This is a genomic window from Salinispora pacifica DSM 45544 (assembly GCF_000378845.1).
Lineage (GTDB): Bacteria > Actinomycetota > Actinomycetes > Mycobacteriales > Micromonosporaceae > Micromonospora > Micromonospora pacifica.
Map to the genome: position 1 here is coordinate 2,329,450 of NZ_KB905359.1, position 18,105 is coordinate 2,347,554.

An 18,105-nucleotide genomic window follows, 5' to 3' on the forward strand; every position below is an offset into this window, starting at 1 on the left:
GCCGGCACGGAAAGGGCAGGTCGACCGAGAGTGCTGCCCTCGACGCGCCAACCCGACAACGGGAGACGACGCTCCGGTCAGCCCAGGGCGGGCCGACGCGTCATTATACGCGATTGGAGGCGATTTGGGTACAGCCGGTCGGCGAATTAGAGCCGCCGGCTCGCCACTTCCCGGCGCCAAAGGGACGGTTTGCCGCGGACGCCGGGCAGCGACGGATGCCGACCGAGCGACCGGCTCACCCACGCCCCGGCTCCGCCCCACGGCTACCCGGCGTCGGTCAACAGCCGCCCGTACGCCGGCTTGATCACCTCGTCGATAATCTGCAGCCGCTGGTCAAACGGGATGAAGGCGCTCTTCATGGCGTTAATCGTCAGCCACTGCAGTTCCCGCCAGCCGTACCCGAACGCATCCACCAACAAGGCCATCTCCCGCGACATGGACGTGCCGCTCATCAGCCGATTGTCGGTGTTGACAGTGACTCGGAACCGCAGATCCCGCAGCAGCCCGATCGGATGGTCAGCGATCGAGGGGGCCGCCCCGGTCTGCACGTTCGACGAGGGGCACAGCTCCAGCGGAATCCGCTTGTCGCGCACGTACGCGGCCAGCCGGCCAAGCACCGGTTCCGCGCCGGGCGTGATGTCATCCACGATCCGCACCCCGTGGCCGAGCCGGTCTGCTCCGCACCACTGGATCGCCTGCCAGATCGACGGCAGCCCAAACGCCTCGCCGGCGTGGATCGTGAAGTGGAAGTTCTCCCGCTGCAGGTACTCGAAGGCATCCAGGTGCCGGGTGGGCGGGAAACCGGCCTCGGCACCGGCGATGTCGAAGCCCACGACACCGACGTCCCGGTGCCGCACGGCCAGTTCGGCGATCTCCTGCGACCGGGCGGCGTGCCGCATGGCGGTCAGCAGCGTGCCGACCCGAATCGGCGTGCCCTGCGCCGCGGCGAGGTCGCTGCCCTCGGCGAAGCCGGCGATCACCGCCGCGACCACCTCGTCCAGGGTGAGGCCCCGCTCCAGGTGCAGCTCCGGCGCGAACCGGACCTCCGCGTAGACGACACCGTCAGCCGCCAGGTCCAGCGCGCACTCCCGGGCCACCCGCCGCAGCGCCGAAGCGGTCTGCATGACCTGCACGGTGTGCGCGAAGGTCTCCAGATACCGCTCCAACGAGCCGGAGCTGGCCGCGTCAACGAACCAGTGGCCCAACGCCTCCGGGTCGGTCGTCGGCAGCTCGTGCCCCACCTCGGCGGCCAGCTCGACGACCGTCGCTGGCCGCAGGCCGCCGTCGAGGTGATCGTGCAGCAGCGCCTTGGGAACCTTGACGATGTCCTCGTACCGGATAGTCGCAACCATGTTCAGACCCTAGTCGGCACCAACGTCTGCACCGCGGCAGCCCCGTTGGCGCGTTGCCCGGGTCACCCCCCCGGCCGGGAGGGAACGGCTTTGCTCGACCCGACAATCCCGCGCACCTCGTGGCCGCGGTTCGTGCCGTTCCTGGACCACGACGTCGTCCTCCGCAACCGGCTCGCCCGGGGTCGATAGGATGCCGGTCCACCGGGTGACCGCCCGGCTCGCCACCGACCGGCCCGGAGCCCGACATGGATCCCCGCATCCGCCACCGGCTGCGCTGCCCGGTCTGCGCCCTTCCGCTGGCCGCGGCGACCGCTGGCACCACCCGGACGCTGACCTGTCCGCGCCGGCACAGCTTCGACGTGGCCCGACAGGGCTATGTGAACCTCCTGGCCGGCCGGGCGCCACACGTCGGGGACACCGGCGAGATGGTCGCCGCCCGCACCGACTTCCTCGCCGCCGGCCACTACGACCTGATCTCCCGGGCGCTGGCCGAAGCGGCCGCGGTCGCCGCGGCCCGCTACCGCGCCGCGCACCCCCAGCCCGGGACGACTGCCGCGGCGAACCCCCTGGTGGTGGAGCCCGGCGCCGGCACCGGCCGGCACCTCGCCGCGGTGCTGGCGGCCCTGCCGGACGCCGTCGGCCTGGCCCTGGACGTGTCGAAGCCGGCGTTACGCCGCGCGGCCCGCGCCCATCAACGAGCCGGGGCGGCGCTGGCCGACACCTGGCAGCAGCTCCCGCTGCCCGACGCGTCGGTCGCCGTGCTGTTGAACGTCTTCGCCCCACGCAACGGAGCGGAGTTTCACCGGGTACTCGATCCGGCCGGCGCGCTGCTGGTCGTCACGCCCGCCGCCGACCACCTCACCGAGTTGGTTGGTGCGCTCGGCCTGCTCCAGGTCGATCCGGCGAAGCCCGACCGGGTGGCCGGGCGACTCGGTACGCGCTTCGCCACCGAGTCGGAGACCGAACACCGAACCCGGCTGACGTTGACCCGCCCGGAGATCGCCACTCTGGTGGGGATGGGACCCAGCGCCTGGCACACCGACCCGGCCCGGCTCACCGAACGGATCGCCGCCCTACCCAACCCGGTCGAGGTAACCGTGGCCGTCCGACTCGGTGTCCACCGCCGCCGTTAGGTAGAGAGATCCACTTCTTCCCAGCCGGCGGGCTCGTCGTGGTAAGGGCCCCGGAGGACCACTGCCCACTCCAGTGCCCAACGACGCTGCCCGATCGCATTGGCGTCCACCAGGCCGGGCAGGGTTCGGTGGGCGTGCTCCACCTCAAGATAGGCCCAGTCCAGGCAGTAGTGCAGGTCAAGCAGGGCCGCCGCGTCCGCCGGATCCCGGGGGGCGGTGAGGGTCCGCGACCGCCAGTGTCGGACCGTCTCGCCGGCCAGAATGTTCGGCATCCGCTCCACCAGCCGCTCGTCCACCGGCAGCGTCGGGTCCAGCTGCCGAGTTAGGCCAAGCACCCAGGCCAGGGCGTACAGCGCGTCGTAGTGCAGCACGAACGAGCGGTGGTCGCCCTTGCCGCCGGTAACGAACTGCCACTCCGGCGGGGTGACCGTCTCCACCAGATGCGAGGCGAGCAGCCAACTCATCGCCGCCTGCGGCGGCATGCCGAAACAGCGGGCCAGGATGAGGTGCAGCACCGCGACCCGCGTCTCGATCTCACCGGTCGGGCGCAGCTCGATCTCGTCACCGGGCTCCCACACCAGGGGAAAGTGCGCCGGCGGCAGTGGCAGACCCAGCCGAGACAACTCCTCCAGGCTGGCCGCACGCACCATTCGGGGGTTTGGGGCAGGTACCGCCACGACGGTTATCCTCGTCTGTGTGGACTGGCTGGCCGAATCGTCCTCCTGGCCAGGCAGGATAGCCCTCCGCTGAGGGGAACGGAACGGACGGTCAGCCGATTCGCTCGAGCACTAACGGCTGCTGTTCCGGGGCAGCCGCCGCGATCCGTACCGCCCGCACCGCCTCCGTCCGGGCCGCCGGAATCCGATCGGCCTCCTCGGCCCGCAGCTCGAAGAGAGGCTCGCCGGCCCGGACCGGATCACCGGGGCGCTTGTGCAGCAGCACACCCGCTGGCGCGGACACCGCGTCCTCCTTACGGGCCCGGCCGGCACCGAGCCGCCACGCGGCCACCCCCATTCCGTACGCGTCGACCTGGGCCACCACCCCGCTCTCGTCAGCGCGGACCACCTCGACCTCCGGCGCGGTGGGCAGCGGGGCGTCCGGGTCCCCGCCCTGGGCTCGGAGCATCGCCCGCCAGGCGTCCATCGCCCGGCCGTCGCGCAACGCCGCCGCCGGATCGGCGTCCGGTAGCCCGGCCGCGTCCAGCATCTCGCGGGCCAGGGCCAGAGTCAGCTCCACCACGTCGGCTGGTCCGCCGCCCGCCAGCACCTCGACGGACTCGGTCACCTCGACCGCGTTGCCGATGGCCAGCCCCAGGGGGGTGGACATGTCGGTCAACAGGGCGACCGTGCGCACACCCTGCGCACCACCCAGCTCGACCATGGTGCGGGCCAGTTGCCGGGCCTGGTCGACCGACTTCATGAACGCGCCCGAGCCGACCTTGACGTCGAGCACCAGCGCGCCGGTCCCCTCAGCGATCTTCTTGCTCATGATCGAGCTGGCGATCAACGGGATGGCCTCCACCGTGCCGGTCACGTCCCGCAACGCATACAGCTTGCGGTCGGCCGGCGCGAGACCGGCACCGGCCGCGCAGATCACCGCGCCGATGTCGCGGAGCTGGGCGAGGAACTCCTCGTTGCCCAGCGATGCCCGCCAGCCCGGAACCGACTCCAGCTTGTCCAGCGTGCCGCCGGTGTGCCCGAGGCCCCGGCCGCTCAGCTGCGGCACGGCCGCGCCACAGGCCGCCACCAACGGAGTCAACGGCAGGGTGATCTTGTCTCCGACGCCGCCGGTCGAGTGCTTGTCCACCGTCGGCCGGTCGACCGCCGAGAGGTCCAGCCGCTCCCCGCTGGCGATCATCGCCGCGGTCCACCGGGCGATCTCCGGCGTGGTCATGCCGTTCAGCAGGATCGCCATCGCGAGCGCGGCCATCTGCTCGTCCGCCACCTGGCCCCGGGTGTAGGCGTCCACCACCCAGTCGACCTGCGCATCGGAGAGGGCCGCGCCGTCCCGCTTGGCCCGAATGACATCAACCGCCGTAAATTCCGCCATGAGCTAACTCTCTCTCCACGTCCTCAGCCCGGGCTGGCCACCCGCACACTCCGATGTGTCCGGCCGTCGGTCGGCCTCTGCCCCGTACGCTCAGCCCGGCCACCGGATCGGGATCTCCAACGGCGGCTCACCCTCACCCGCCCAGAAGATCGTGCCCGCCGCGTCCACCACCACGACCCGAGGTACCCGGGCCAGCCCCCAGGTGATCGCCTCCGCTGGATCATCCCAGCTCGGCCCCTCCTCGAGGACGCCGGTCTCGCCGTCGCCGGCCTCCCCCGCCGAGCGTTCCCAGTACGCCGTCCACACCTGCTGCCCCGCCGACAGGTCCGGGTGCACGAAGACCGTCCCACGCCCCCGCCAGGCAGCCAGCCGCTCCGGCACCATCGGAACCGGGTCCGCCCCGGTCACCGCCTCCAGATCCGCCGCGTCGAAGGCGTGCGGCAGCAGCTCGGCCATCCGTAGCGCTCCGCCCTTCGCCTCGATCAGGCACTCCGGGCCGCCGTGTTCCCAGAGCAGCTGCCGGCACCGCCCGCACGGCATCAGCGGCTCCCCGGTGGCGTCTACGCAGGAGAGCGCGACGATCCGCCCACCACCGGTGGCGTGCAGGCCGGAGACCACGCCGCACTCGGCGCAGAGCGCCATGCCGTACGACGCGTTCTCCACGTTGCAGCCGACCACGATGCGACCATCGTCCACCAGGGCGGCCGCCCCCACCGGAAACTTCGAGTACGGCACGTACGCGTGCCGCATCACCTCGGTCGCGGCGGCGCGCAGCCGCCCCCAGTCGAGCTCCATCTGGTATCCCCATCAACCCTTGATGTACGGCTTGCCATCGGCGGCCGGCGCCCGGACCCTACCCACCAGCCCCGCCACCGCCAGGATCGTCGCCAGGTACGGCAGCATCGCCAGGAACTGACTCGGAATGGCGCTGTTGATCGCGCTCAGGTAGGTGGCGAGTTGGTCGGCGAAGCCGAAGAAGAGCGCCGCGAGCAGCGCGCCGGTCGGGCTCCACCGGCCGAAGATCAGCGCCGCCAGGGCGATGAAGCCCTTGCCGCCGATCATGTTCTTGGTGAACGAGAAGAGGGCGAGGGTGTAGGACGCGCCACCGATGCCGGCGACCGCCCCGGCCAGCAGCACATTGCGGTAGCGCAGCCGCAGCACCCGGACGCCGAGGGTGTCGGCGGCGGTCGGATGCTCACCGACCGAACGGGTACGCAGACCCCACCGGGTCCGGAACAGCCCGATGTGAATCACCAGGACCAGCAGCAGGCCGAGGTAGAGGAAGATGTTGCCGGCGAACAGCGCCGGCCCCAGCACCGGGATCTCCGACAGCAGCGGGATCTCCCAGTTGCTGAAGTGTGGGGCGCTGTTGTACTTCGCCGGGTCGGGCTGCATCAACCGCTCGTAGAGGAAGCCGGTGATGCCCACCGCGAGCAGGTTCAGCACGATCCCCATGACCACCTGGTCCACCAGGTAGCGGATGGCGAAGACCGCCAGCAGCAGCGAGATGAAGGTGCCGCCGATCGCCGCGGCGACCAGGCCCACCCAGAGGTTGCCGCTGAGGCTGCCGAAGAGGGCGCCGCTGAAGGCCCCCATCAGTAGCTGACCCTCGATCGCCACGTTGATCACGCCGGAGCGTTCGCAGAGCACGCCGGCCAGCGACCCGAAGATCAGCGGAAGTGCCAGGATGAAGGTGCCCCGGACGATGTTGACCAGGGGCATGAAGTTCTGCCCGGCCGGCGCGGTGGAGACCTGCCAGCAGAGGAAGCTCACCACGAAGCCGACCAGGCCGACACCGAGCACGAGGGTGAACCAGCGCTTCGGCAGCCCGGCCAGGATCGCCACGCCGGCGGCGAGGGCGACCGCCCCGAAGAGGGCCGCGCCAACCGTTCCGTTGATCTTCAACGCGGCGCCGCTGGCATCCTCGCTGAGGGTGAATCGGGCCGGCTCACTGGCGGCGAGCGCGGTGAAGAGCAGCACCGCCAGCAGGCCGAGCGCGGTCAGCACCAGGCCGGCCTTCCGGGCCCGGGTCCAGAACCCCTCGTTGACCGGGGCGACCGCGACGTCGTCAACAGCCATGGTGGACATGCGCGTCACCAGCCCTTCGCGAGGCTCGTCTGCGGCCGGGCGGCCCGGGCGGCTCGAAGCTGGAAGATCGCCTTCACCAGGGCCGGTGCGGCGATGAAGATCACGATCAGCGCCTGGAGCACGGTAACCAGTTCCAGCGAGACACCCGAGTACGACTGCATCCGGTTACCGCCGGCCTGCAGCGCGCCGAAGAGCAGGGCGGCGAGCAACACACCCCACGGCTTCACCCGGCCGAGGAGCGCCACCAGAATGCCGTCGAAACCGATCTGGGCCACGACCAGCGGGGTCAGCGCGGCGGCGGTGGTGCCGAGCACCATCTGCGAGCCGCCAAGGCCGGCCAGGGCGCCGGCGAACACCATGATCAACACGTAGGTCCGGGTGACACTGATGCCGGCGGTACGCGAAGCCGCCGGGTTACTCCCCACGGCCCGCAGCTCGAAGCCGAGGGTCGACCGGTTCAGCAGCCAGGCGACCGCCCAGGTTGCCAGCACGGCGAGGATGATTCCGGCGTGCGCCCGCAGGTTGTCGCCGAAGAGCCGGGGAAGCTGCGCGGAGGCGTCCACCGGTCGACTGATGGCATTCGTACGGTTCGGGTCCTGAACCCCGTTCTGCACGATCAACCACACCAGGAAGTACACCGCGACGTAGTTGAGCATGATCGTGTTGATCACCTCGTGGGCGCCGGTGCGGGCCTTGAGGATCCCCGGAATGAAGCCCCACACGGCACCACCAACCGCACCGGCGAACACCGCGACGAGCAGGTGCAGCCCGGCCGGCAGCGGCAGCAGGAACCCGGCCAGCCCGGCCGCGATGACGCCCATCGTGGCCTGCCCCTGGGCGCCGATGTTGAACAGGCCGCCACGGAAGGCGAGCGCCACGGAGAGACCGGTGAAGACCAGCGGGGCGGTGTAGGTCAGCGTCTCCGAGATCGGGCTCAGCGCCGCGGTGAGGCCGACCGCGTCCGGGTCGAGGACCGCGCCCTTGAACAGGTTCGCGTACGCCTCGCTGACCAACGCCCAGCTGGCGTTGAGCGCGTCGCCCGGGCGGGCGGTGATGTAGCCGTAGGTGGCCAGTACGTCCGGATCGGAGACGATCATCAGGATCCCGCCGACGATCATCGCCAGGACCAGCGACAGCAACGTCACCGTGAAGGTGTTGGCGGCCCAGAGATTCGCCACGAAGAGCTGCCCGAGCGCGGGGCGCTCCGGTGGCTGCTGACTCGTCGGCTCGGCTCGCTCGGTGTTGTCGAGCGTCGTCCTGGCCGCCTGGTCCGTGGTCGCCGGTTCCTTGTCCGGGGAGCCGGACTCTGCGTTGGTCATGCCTCGTCCTCGCTCCCGGGGCCCGATGGGGCAGGCGCCCCGGCGTCGGTGCCCGCCGTCGCTCCGTTCCCCCCGGCGTCGGCCGGGTCCGGAGTGATACCCGCCATCAGCAGGCCGATCTCCTCGCGGGGGGTGTCCGGGCCGACGATGCCGATGATCCGACCGCGGTACATCACCGCGATCCGGTCGGCCAGGCCGATCACCTCGTCGAGTTCGCTGGAGACGAGGAGGACGGCGGTGCCAGCATCCCGCTCGTGGATGACCCGACTGTGGATGAACTCGATGGAGCCGACATCGACGCCACGGGTCGGTTGGGCGGCGATGAGGAGCTTCAGCGGCCGGGACAGCTCCCGGGCGACGATCACCTTCTGTTGGTTACCGCCGGAGAGCGTGCCGACCGCCGCCTCCGCCGACGGGGTGCGGACGTCGAACTGGGCGATCCGCTCCCGCGCCGACTTCTTGATCGCATCCGGTCGGAGCGCCAGCCCCCTGCCGAACGGCGGTCGGTCGTACAGGTCCAGCACCAGGTTCTCCGCGATGCTGAGTTCCTTGACCAACCCGTCGACACTGCGGTCCTCGGGCACGTAGCCAACGCCCGCGCGGAGGACCTCCTTGGTTGACCAGTCGTCGATCCGCTCCCCGCCCAGCTGCACCGAGCCGGCGAGCAGCGGACGCAGCCCCATGACCGCCTCGACCAGCTCGGTCTGGCCATTACCCTGCACGCCGGCGATGCCGAGCACCTCACCGGCGCGCACGGTCAGGTCAACGCCGTCCACCGCACGTACCTGCCGGTCGTCGTCCACCACCAGCCCGGAGAGCTCAAGAACCGGCTCGCCCGGCGTGGCGGGCTGCTTGTCCACGGTGAGCCGGACGGTGCGGCCAACCATCAGGGCGGCCAGCTCGTCCCGGCTCGCCTCCGGCGTGGCGGTGCCAACGGTCCGCCCACGCCGGATCACGGTGACCCGGTCGGCGATGGCCTTCACCTCGCCGAGCTTGTGGGTGATGAAGACGATCGACCGACCAGCGGCCTTGAGCTCCCGCATGACGGTGAGCAGTTCCTCGGTCTCCTGCGGCGTGAGCACCGCGGTCGGCTCGTCGAGGATGAGCAGGTCAACATCGCGGGTGAGGGCTTTGACGATCTCGACCCGCTGCTGGATGCCGACCGGCAGATCCTCGATGATCGCGTCCGGGTCAACCTGGAGGTTGTAGCGGGCGGAGACCTCCGCGACCTCGCGCCGGGCACGTCGACGGTCGAGGAAACCGAGCATGCCGCCCCGGACCTGCTCAGCCCCGAGCATGACGTTCTCGGCCACGGTGAGGACCGGGACCAGCATGAAGTGCTGGTGCACCATCCCGATTCCGGCCGCGATGGCGTCCGCCGGGCCGCGCGGCTTCAGCGGCTTCCCGTCCACCAGGATCTCGCCCTCGTCGGGCTGGTAAAGCCCGTACAGCACGTTCATCAGGGTCGACTTACCCGCGCCATTCTCCCCGAGCAGGGCGTGGATCTCCCCCGGCTCCACCGTGAGATCGATGTGGTCGTTGGCGACCAGGTCACCGAAGCGTTTGGTGATGCCGCGCAGTTCGAGTCTCAGCGCAACCTCCCGGGTACGAAGCGATGGTGCGGGGGAGTTGCCGGCACGCCGGCAACGGCACTCGTGATGGAGCCGATCGGCCGCCCCGGCGCCAGCGGGAGGTCCCGTGGCGCCAAGGCGGCCGGATCGTCGTGCGGCGCCGCTCGCCGAACGGCTTGGTAGAGCATCTCACCACGGCGAGCTGGCATCAGCTCACTGCGGTTGGGACTGCGACTCAACCTTGATCAGGCCAGCGGCGATGTCCGCCTTCAGCTTGTCGACCTCGGCCTTCAGCTCAGCCGGGATCTCGCTGTCGAACTCGTGGTACGGCGCGAGCGAGACGCCCCCGTTGGCCAGCGTCCCGGTGAAGCCCGGGTTCGCCTCCAGCTTCTCGCCGGCGGCGGCCTTGAGCACGGCCTCCTGAACGGCGCCGGGGATGTTCTTCACCACGGTGGTGATGATGGCCGGGCAGTTCGAGGTGCTCTCGCAGCCGTCGACGTCGACCCAGATGGTGTTGTACTTGCCGTCGGAGGACTGGGCCGCCGCGGTGGTGCCGAGACCCGCGCCCCCGGCGACCGGCATGATGATGTCCGCGCCCTGGGCGACCAGCGCGTCACTGACCTTCTTGCCCTCGTCCTGCTTGACGAAGCTGTTGGCGAACGAGCCGTCCTGGCTGGCCTTGTCCCACCCCAGGACCTGAACGTTCTTCCCCTTGGCCTCGTTGTAGTGGTCAACCCCGTCGGCGTAGCCGTCCATAAAGATGGTCACCGGCGGGATCTTCTCGCCGCCGTAGGTACCCACCTTGCCGGTCTGGCTGAAGCCGGCGGCCAGGTATCCGGCGAGGAAGCCGGCCTGGGCGGTGTCGAACTGCATCGGGTAGACGTTGCTCTCCGACAGCTTCGTGTCCACGATGCCGAACTGCTGGTCCGGGTTCGCCGCCGCGATCTTGGCGGTGGCGTCCCCCATCAGGCCACCGACGGCGAGGATGAAGTCGCAGTCCTGGTTGACGTACTGCGTCAGGTTCGGCTCGTAGTCAGCCTCGGCCTTCGACGCGACGTACTTGATGTCGATGTCCTTGTTCTCGGCCTTGGCTGCCTCCAGGCCCTGCCAGGCCGAGGTGTTGAAGGACTTGTCGTCGATCCCACCGACGTCGGTCACCATGCAGGCACTGAACTTCTCGCCGCCGTTGCCGGCGTTGTTCTCCTCGGGCGCCTCACCGCAGGCGGAGGCGGCCAGCACGAGGCCACCCACCGCGAAGACCGAGGCGATCCGCATCCCACGCACCGAGCGCAAGACGACTCCTTCCGTTGCGCACCGCGTCCACCACGGTGGCAGCCCTTGTGAACCGGCCTGCACTGTGCCGCCGGTGTCCCCCGTTCCGGACGCCGAGCGTACGCCTCGGCACCCATCCCGGCCGACAATCATGCGTGACTGTTGGGTGCCTGTTACCCCGACGTGATCCTGGGGTATTTCGGTCACGCGACATGCCGGCCAAAGGAGCGCGGGTGGGACGAATTCTCCGCTGCGGGGAGGTTCCCCGTGCAGGGGGGTCCTCCATCGGACGTTACCGCCAGAAGACCGCCACCGCAGCGTTGACCAGGGTCAGCCCGATGATCGCGAGGAAATGTCCACGGTTGACCGCTTCCCGCTTCCGGGAGAAGAAGACCATGACGAAGATGAGCAGCGCGAGCGCCAGTTTGGTGACGAGCTTCGCCGGGTCCGGCTCACCGCCGTCTCGCAGTGGCGCGGAGAGGCCGATTCCGGTCAGCAGCATGAGCGCCGCGCCCCAGAGCATGGCCGGGTTGATCCGGAACTTACTCTTGAGGTACTGCACCACCGCGCCACCGAGCAACAGCGCGAACCCGATCAGGTGAATGTAACGGAGAGTTAGTCGTAGAGCTTCCACGCGGCCTATCCTCCCGCACCACGACGGGTCGTAGTAGAGGGGCTCGGTCGACCGGCGCCTCAGCCCTTCGTACCACCCGCGGTCAGGCCCGAGACCAGGTGCCGTTGGGCGATCATGAAGACCAGCCCGGCCGGAACCGTCACCAGCACCGCCGCCGCCGTCAGGTACTCCCACTGCGGGTTGTACTGCGGCACGAACTGCCGAAGACCGTACGCCAGGGTGAACTGGTTGTCGGTCTGGATGAAGGCCGACGCGTACGCGACCTCCCCCCACGCGGTGAGGAAGGTGTAGAAGGCGGTAACCGCGACGGCCGGGCGGGCCAACGGCAGCACCACCCGCCAGAAGGTGGCGAACGGGCCGCAGCCGTCCAGCGCCGCCGCCTCGTCCAGTGAGGTGGGGATGGAGTCGAAGTAGCCCTTGAGCATCCAGGCACAGAACGGAACCGCGATGGTCAGGTAGGCGATCACCAGCGACGGCAACGTATTGATCAACCCGAGCCGCGCCATGATCGTGTAAATCGGCACGATCAGGATGGCCACCGGAAACATCTGGGTGACCAGGAAGACCATCATCAACGGCCGGCGGCCCGGGAAGTTGAACCGGGAGACGGCGTAGCCGGTGGTCGCCGAGAGGAAGATGCCGATCCCCATCGTGCCGGCCGCCACAAGCACCGAGTTCAGCAGCCACCGCAGAAAGTTGGTGTCGAAGAGCACGTAGCGGTAGTTGGTCAGGGTCGGATCCTGGACCAGGGTCAGGTTGGTGCTCTGCACCGCGTACCCGGGCTTGAACGAGGAGAGCAGCACCCAGACGATCGGACCGATCGCGACCAGCGACGCGACGATCAAGGTCCCGTGCAACAGCAGCGACGTCGCCGGGCTACGCCGACTACGGCCAGCACGCCGCGTGGTCTCGGCCGGGGCGGTCGGCGTGGCCCCGGCCTCGATCGGGGCCGCCGGTGTCTCCGCCGCTGCCGCGGCCATCCCGGAGCTGGTCGATTGGCTCATCACCACACCTCGCCTTGCTTACGCAGTGCCCGCCGGTAGAACACGGAGAAGACCAAGAGAATGGAGAGAATCAACACGCCGTACGTGGAGGCGAGCGAGTAGTTGCGGATGCCCTCGAAGGCGGCCCGGTACGCGCCGGTCACCAGGATCTCGGTCTCTCCGGCCGGCTCTCCCTCCGTCACCAGGAAGATGACCGGGAATAGGTTGAACGTCCAGATGGTGCCGAGCAGGATCACGGTCATGCTGGTCGACCGCAGGCCCGGCAATGTGATGGCCCGGAACCGCTGCCACGGCGACGCGCCGTCGATCTCTGCCGCCTCGTAGAGCTCACCGGGAATGGTCTGCAGCCCGCCGAGCAGCGCCACCATCATGAACGGCACGCCGAGCCAGACGTTGGTGACGATCGCGGTGAACAGTGCGGTCCAGCGTTCGGAGAACCACGGGAGCGGGTCGGCCCCGAACCCGGTGAGCAGCGAGTTCGCCAGGCCAAAGCGCTCGTTGAAGATGAACTTCCAGGCGAAGGCGCTGACGAAGGCCGGCACCGCCCACGGCAGCACCAGCAGCACCCGGTAGAGGCCACGGCCGCGCATCGGGCGGTTGAGCAGGATGGCGAGGCCAAGCCCGAGACCATAGTGGAAGGCGACACCGACGAAGGTCCAGATCAGGGTGATCCCGGTCCACTCCCAGAACCGGCCAACCTGGCCCGTGAGGACCCGGACGTAGTTGTCCAGACCCGCATACTCCCACCGGTTGGGGTTCTCCTCGCAGACCTCACCGCCGGTGATCGACTTGGTGCAGATCTCCGCCACCTGGTTGGCCTCGTTGAGGTCGGTGAAGGAGAGCCAGATTCCGCGGCCGAGCGGATAGAAGATCAAGACTGCCAGGACGATCACCACCGGCAGGACCATCGCCCAGGCGTACCAGTTCCGGTCCCAGCTACGACGAAGTCGGGACGGGCGGGCGAAGCGACGGTCGGGCGGCGCGGGCGCTGGCGCGGCGGTCACGGTGCGCATATCAGCTGAGCTCCAGTAGGTGAGCCGGCTGGCCGGCGACCGGAGCGGTCGCCGGCCCGGCCGGATGCCGAGGGACGAGTGGTCGCCGGCCTCTGCCCGCCGGCGGTGGATCAGAACCCGTACGCGGTGACGACCTCCGCCTGGTACCTCTTCGCGACCTTGTCGAGCGCCTCCTTCGGGTCCCGGTTCTGGATCAGGACCTCGGTGGCCATCTGGTCCAGCGGTTCGAAGAACTGGCCGGCCTCGGGGATCCAGGGGCGGCCGACCGCAGCCTCGACGGCCGGCTGGTACGCGGTCACGATCGGATTGCTCCGTACCGAGTCCAGGTCGTAGGCCGACTTTCGCGTCGGCAGCAGCCCGAGCTTCTCGGCGAGGAAGGCCTGTGATTCGGCGGAGCTCATGAACGCCACGAATGCGACGGCGGCCTCGACCTTCTCCTCCGGCATTCCGGACCAGACGGTGTAGTTGTGCCCACCGACCGGACCACCGGCCCGGGCCGAGCCGCCCGGGACCGGGGCGATGCCGAGGTTCTCCACGCCGCCGAAGGTCGGCGCCTGCGACACGTTGTTGACCTCCCAGGGACCATTAATGATCATGGCGACCTTCTCTTCCTTGAAGAGGGTCATCATGGTTCCGTAGGAGTCCGTCGCGGGCGGCGGGACGGCCGCACCGCTGTCGATCAGATCCTTGGCGATCTCCAACCCGGCGACGTTCTGGTCCGAGCCGACGACGATCTTCTTGGCCGGGACATCGACCAGGTCCCCGCCCTCGCCGTAGAGGAACGGCAGCAGGAAGTAGCCCGCCGGATTCAGGTAGAGGCCGTCCGCGCCGGTCTTCTCCTTGACGTCCTGGGCGGCGGTCTTCAGCTCGGCCCAGCTCGTCGGCGCGGCGGCGACACCCGCCTCGGCCAACAGCCTCTTGTTGTACATGAGCGAGAGCGTGTCGGTCACCTGCGGAACGCCGTAGGTCTTGCCGTCGTACTTGTTCGAGGCGAGCGGAGTAGCCAGGAAGTCCGACTCGTCGGCGAGCAGTTCGGAGCCGTCCAGCGCGTAGAGGTAGCCCAGCGAGGCGAACTCCGGAACCCAGGCCACCTCCGCCCGCATGATGTCCGGCGCACCCGTCTCGGCCTGCGCTGCCGTCTTGAACTGGTTCTGCGCCTCACCGAACGGGACCGACTGATAATTGATCTTCACGTTCGGATAGGTCTGGTTGAACCTGGCGATCAGCTCCTGGAAGACCGGACCCTCGTTCTTCGGGTCTGAGGTGTCCCACCAGGTCAGCTCGGCGGTCATGGCTGCGGGGTCGGTCGTTGATCCTTCCCCCGCGCTCTGCTCGTCCTCGCCACAGGCGACGAGGGTCAGAGCAAGGGCGGTGGAGGCGAGTACGGCGACTCCCTTGGCTGTGCGACGCATGTTCGCTCCTAGATTGCCTGCCGGTGTCGGCGGGACACTAGCAAGAGTTTTCTAAGTTAGAAACCCTTTGCGAATGGTCTTGCAACAACCGGAGCCATCTTGTCATCTAGACCCAGCTCATGTCGGGCTTGCAAGACAAAACGGCAGGCCAAGCCTCGGCCGGCCATCGCCCGCCACCCCCCGGGCCGCCAACACCACCGCCGCGTTGATGCTGCTCGATGCGGCGTCCCTAGGATCCGCGCCGACCGAACATCGTCCTTCGCCGGGCCAGCAGCCTCGGAAACCAGGACTGCAAGAATTTGCCCGTAAGCGCAAGAACCATCTGGTGAGCTACAGTGCCGCCATGCGCGCTCGACTGTCCGACATCGCCCAGCAGGCAGAGGTCAGTGAGGCCACCGTGTCGCGGGTGCTCAACGACCGCCCCGGAGTGGCGCCCGAGACCCGACAGGCCGTCCTGACCGCCCTCGACGTGCTCGGCTACGAACGTCCAGCCCGGCTGCGCAAACGCTGCGCCGGACTGGTGGGCCTGGTCGTCCCGGAACTCGACAACCCGATCTTTCCCGCCTTCGCGCAGATCATCGAATCGGCGCTGGCGCCGACCGGCTTCACCCCGGTGCTGTGCACCCAGACCCCCGGAGGGATCCGGGAGGACGAATACGTCGAAATGCTGCTCGACCGGCAGGTATCCGGCATCGTCTTCGTCTCCGGCCTGCACGCCGACACCGCCGCCGACCACGAGCGGTACCGCGCACTGATCGCCCGCCCACTACCGGTTGTCATGGTCAACGGCTACGCACCGAACCTCCCCGCGCCCTTCATCTCCTGTGACGACCGGGAGGCCGCCGAGCTGGCCGTCACCCACCTGGTCGCGCTGGGGCACCGACGGATCGGCCTGATCACCGGGCCGAACCGGTTCGTTCCCGTACAGCGCAAGGTCGCCGGCTACCAGGCCGCCATGCGGCGCTGCACCGATGTCTCCGAGGCCGAGCTCACCGAACTGACCGAGCTCTCCCTCTTCGGCGTCGAAGGGGGCGAGGCCGCCGCCACCCGGCTGCTGGACCGCGGCGTCACCGGCCTGGTCTGCGGCTCCGACCCGATGGCGTTGGGCGCCATCCGCGCCGCCCGACAACGCGGGCTCGCCGTGCCCCGCGACGTCTCCGTCGTCGGATACGACGACTCCCCGCTGATGGCCTTCACCGATCCACCCCTGACCACCATGCGCCAGCCGGTCGCGGCGATGGCGGTCGCCGCCGTGCAGGCCCTGGTGGACGAGATCAACGGGCATGCCGCCCCACACTCGGAGTATCTGTTCCGGCCAGAGCTGGTGGTACGCGGCTCGACCGCGGTCGCCCGGACGCCCAGCGTTGACCCCGGTGCCACCCCGTCCCCGCTGGCGGTCTCGGTCTGACCACCCGCCGTCCGCCCCGTCGGATCCCGGCCGGGCGGCGCACCCCGGACAACCTTGCGCAAGAGCTGCTTGACTCTTGCAACGCCTTGCCGGCATTCTGCACAGCAACCGGCGCCACCACCCCTACCCGCGCCGGAGACCGCCGTACCGCGCGAGATCGGGGAACCCCTCATGACCGTCCGCAACCCCACCCCGCCGACCTCCGACGATGACTGGTGGCGCTCCGCCGCCATCTATCAGGTCTACCTCCGCAGCTTCGCCGACGCGAATGGTGACGGGATCGGCGACCTGGCGGGCCTGCGGCAACGCCTGCCGTACCTGCGCGACCTCGGGGTGGACGCGCTCTGGCTGACCCCCTTCTACCCCTCACCCATGATTGACGGCGGCTACGACGTCGCTGACCACCGCGATGTCGACCCGATGTTCGGCACCCTCGCCGAATTCGACGACGTGATCGTTGACGCGCACGCACTGGGCCTACGGATCATCGTCGACCTGGTACCCAATCACACGTCGAGCGCCCACCCCTGGTTCCAGGCCGCCAGCGCGGCGGCCCCCGGCTCCCCCGAGCGGGCCCGCTACCACTTCGCCGCGGGGCGCGGAGCGGCGGGCGAACTGCCGCCGAACGACTGGGAGAGCATCTTCGGCGGACCGGCCTGGACCCGACTGCCCGACGGGCAGTGGTACCTGCACCTGTTCGACTCGGCGCAGCCGGACCTGAACTGGCGCAACCCCGAGGTCCGCACCGAGTTCGAGGATGTGCTCCGGTTCTGGTTGGACCGCGGCGTCGACGGCTTCCGGATTGACGTAGCCCACGGAATGATCAAGGCGGAGGGGCTGCCGGATGTCGGCTTCGGCCAGCAGACCGGCCAACGACAGGTCGAACTGCTCGGCAAGAGCCGACTGCCCTACTTCGACCAGGACGAGGTGCACGACATCTACCGTGCCTGGCGGCCGATCCTGGACAGCTACCCCGGAGGGCGGATGGCGGTGGCCGAGGCCTGGGCGGAGACCCCGCAACGGCTCGCCCGCTACATCGGTCCCGACGAGCTGCACCAGGCGTTCAGCTTCGACTTCCTCGACGCCCACTGGTCGGCCGACTCCTTCCGCAAGGTCATCGACAGCGCGCTCGCCGAGTCAGCGGTCATCAACGCGCCCACCACCTGGGTGCTGTCAAACCATGACAAGCAGCGACACGTCACCCGGTACGGGGATGGGCCGGCCGGGCTACGCCGCGCCCGCGCCGCAGCTCTGCTGATGCTGGCGCTGCCCGGCTGCGCCTACGTCTACCAGGGTGAGGAGCTCGGCCTACCCGAGGTCCTCGACCTCCCGGACGACCTGCGGCAGGACCCGCAGTACCTCCGGACCGGCCAGAGCCGGGACGGCTGCCGGGTGCCGATCCCGTGGAGCGGCGAGCTCGCCCCGTACGGCTTCGGCCCCGCCGGCAGCGCGCTGAGCTGGCTGCCCGCCCCGGCTACCTGGCGTGAACTGTCGGTGGCTGCCCAGCGCGGCGTCCCCGACTCCACGCTCGAGCTGTATCGCACCGCGCTCCGGATCCGCCGAGCGCACCCCGCGCTCGCCACCGCCGCGGCCCAGATCGTCTGGCAGGAGAGCCGGCCGGGCGTCCTCGCCTTCACCCGCACCGCCGGCGGTACAGCGCTCACCTGTGTGGTCAACATCAGCGACGCACCCACCGTCAGCACCGAGTACGGCGAGCCGCTCGTCGCCAGCGCCACGCTCACCCGGGAGGAGTCCGGCTACCTGATCCCGGTCGACGCGGCCGCCTGGTTCGAACGGCGCTGAGCGGGTAAGACCCCACCAACCTGGTCGTTCGGCGTGCCCCGGGCCGC

15 protein-coding genes are annotated in these 18,105 nt (G+C 69.4%); 3 read left to right on the top strand and 12 right to left on the bottom strand.

Features of this window, described 5'->3' with window-relative positions:
- Positions 1–263 precede the first annotated feature (263 nt).
- A complete protein-coding gene (locus tag SALPAC3_RS0110435; RefSeq protein WP_018221187.1) occupies positions 264–1,352 on the bottom strand; it encodes an adenosine deaminase in 1,089 nt (362 codons plus the stop codon).
- Positions 1,353–1,597: 245 nt separating this feature from the next.
- On the opposite strand from SALPAC3_RS0110435, the gene SALPAC3_RS0110440 reads away from it, so the two are divergent.
- Entirely contained in the window at positions 1,598–2,485 is an 888-nt protein-coding gene (locus SALPAC3_RS0110440) for a putative RNA methyltransferase (RefSeq protein ID WP_018221189.1), read from the top strand.
- On the opposite strand, the gene SALPAC3_RS0110445 is transcribed toward SALPAC3_RS0110440, so the two are convergent.
- From SALPAC3_RS0110445 to SALPAC3_RS0110495, 11 genes are all read right to left on the bottom strand, one after another.
- On the bottom strand, positions 2,482–3,135 hold the full coding sequence (locus tag SALPAC3_RS0110445; RefSeq protein WP_018221190.1) for a DUF4272 domain-containing protein: 654 nt from the start codon (positions 3,133–3,135) through the stop codon (positions 2,482–2,484). The genes SALPAC3_RS0110440 and SALPAC3_RS0110445 overlap by 4 nt on opposite strands.
- A gap of 118 nt (positions 3,136–3,253) precedes the next feature.
- The gene (locus SALPAC3_RS0110450; protein ID WP_018221191.1) at positions 3,254–4,534 is read right to left on the bottom strand and encodes a thymidine phosphorylase; all 1,281 of its coding nucleotides are present in this window, start codon (positions 4,532–4,534) and stop codon (positions 3,254–3,256) included.
- 90 nt (positions 4,535–4,624) lie between these two features.
- Positions 4,625–5,329 (bottom strand): cytidine deaminase, encoded by a 705-nt coding sequence (locus tag SALPAC3_RS0110455; RefSeq protein ID WP_018221192.1) that lies wholly within the window; start codon positions 5,327–5,329, stop codon positions 4,625–4,627.
- A gap of 12 nt (positions 5,330–5,341) precedes the next feature.
- A complete protein-coding gene (locus SALPAC3_RS0110460; protein WP_018221193.1) occupies positions 5,342–6,622 on the bottom strand; it encodes an ABC transporter permease in 1,281 nt (426 codons plus the stop codon).
- A gap of 5 nt (positions 6,623–6,627) precedes the next feature.
- Positions 6,628–7,941, bottom strand: a complete 1,314-nt coding sequence (locus tag SALPAC3_RS0110465) for an ABC transporter permease (RefSeq protein ID WP_018221194.1) — start codon at positions 7,939–7,941, stop codon at positions 6,628–6,630.
- Positions 7,938–9,533, bottom strand: coding sequence for an ABC transporter ATP-binding protein (locus SALPAC3_RS0110470; protein ID WP_332308190.1), 1,596 nt, complete (start codon positions 9,531–9,533; stop codon positions 7,938–7,940). Before SALPAC3_RS0110470 ends, SALPAC3_RS0110465 begins: the two co-directional genes overlap by 4 nt.
- 192 nt (positions 9,534–9,725) lie before the next feature.
- A complete protein-coding gene (locus SALPAC3_RS0110475) occupies positions 9,726–10,787 on the bottom strand; it encodes a BMP family lipoprotein (RefSeq protein ID WP_018221196.1) in 1,062 nt (353 codons plus the stop codon).
- Between the two features lie 289 nt (positions 10,788–11,076).
- Entirely contained in the window at positions 11,077–11,418 is a 342-nt protein-coding gene (locus tag SALPAC3_RS0110480; protein WP_018221197.1) for a hypothetical protein, read from the bottom strand.
- A 59-nt stretch (positions 11,419–11,477) separates the two neighbouring features.
- Positions 11,478–12,422, bottom strand: a complete 945-nt coding sequence (locus tag SALPAC3_RS0110485) for a sugar ABC transporter permease (protein WP_018221198.1) — start codon at positions 12,420–12,422, stop codon at positions 11,478–11,480.
- Positions 12,422–13,435 carry a carbohydrate ABC transporter permease gene (locus tag SALPAC3_RS0110490; RefSeq protein ID WP_018221199.1) on the bottom strand — a complete coding sequence of 338 codons (1,014 nt, stop codon included), beginning with the start codon at positions 13,433–13,435 and terminating at the stop codon, positions 12,422–12,424. The genes SALPAC3_RS0110485 and SALPAC3_RS0110490 overlap by 1 nt, the downstream gene beginning before the upstream one ends.
- Before the next feature lie 110 nt (positions 13,436–13,545).
- Complete coding sequence (locus SALPAC3_RS0110495) at positions 13,546–14,847, bottom strand: extracellular solute-binding protein (protein WP_026185427.1); 1,302 nt, start codon at positions 14,845–14,847, stop codon at positions 13,546–13,548.
- Between the two features lie 343 nt (positions 14,848–15,190).
- Here SALPAC3_RS0110495 and SALPAC3_RS0110500 point away from each other — a divergent pair, with 343 nt between their 5' ends.
- Positions 15,191–16,255, top strand: coding sequence for a LacI family DNA-binding transcriptional regulator (locus SALPAC3_RS0110500; protein WP_018221201.1), 1,065 nt, complete (start codon positions 15,191–15,193; stop codon positions 16,253–16,255).
- Between the two features lie 171 nt (positions 16,256–16,426).
- Positions 16,427–18,058, top strand: coding sequence for a glycoside hydrolase family 13 protein (locus tag SALPAC3_RS0110505; protein ID WP_018221202.1), 1,632 nt, complete (start codon positions 16,427–16,429; stop codon positions 18,056–18,058).
- Positions 18,059–18,105: the final 47 nt, after the last annotated feature.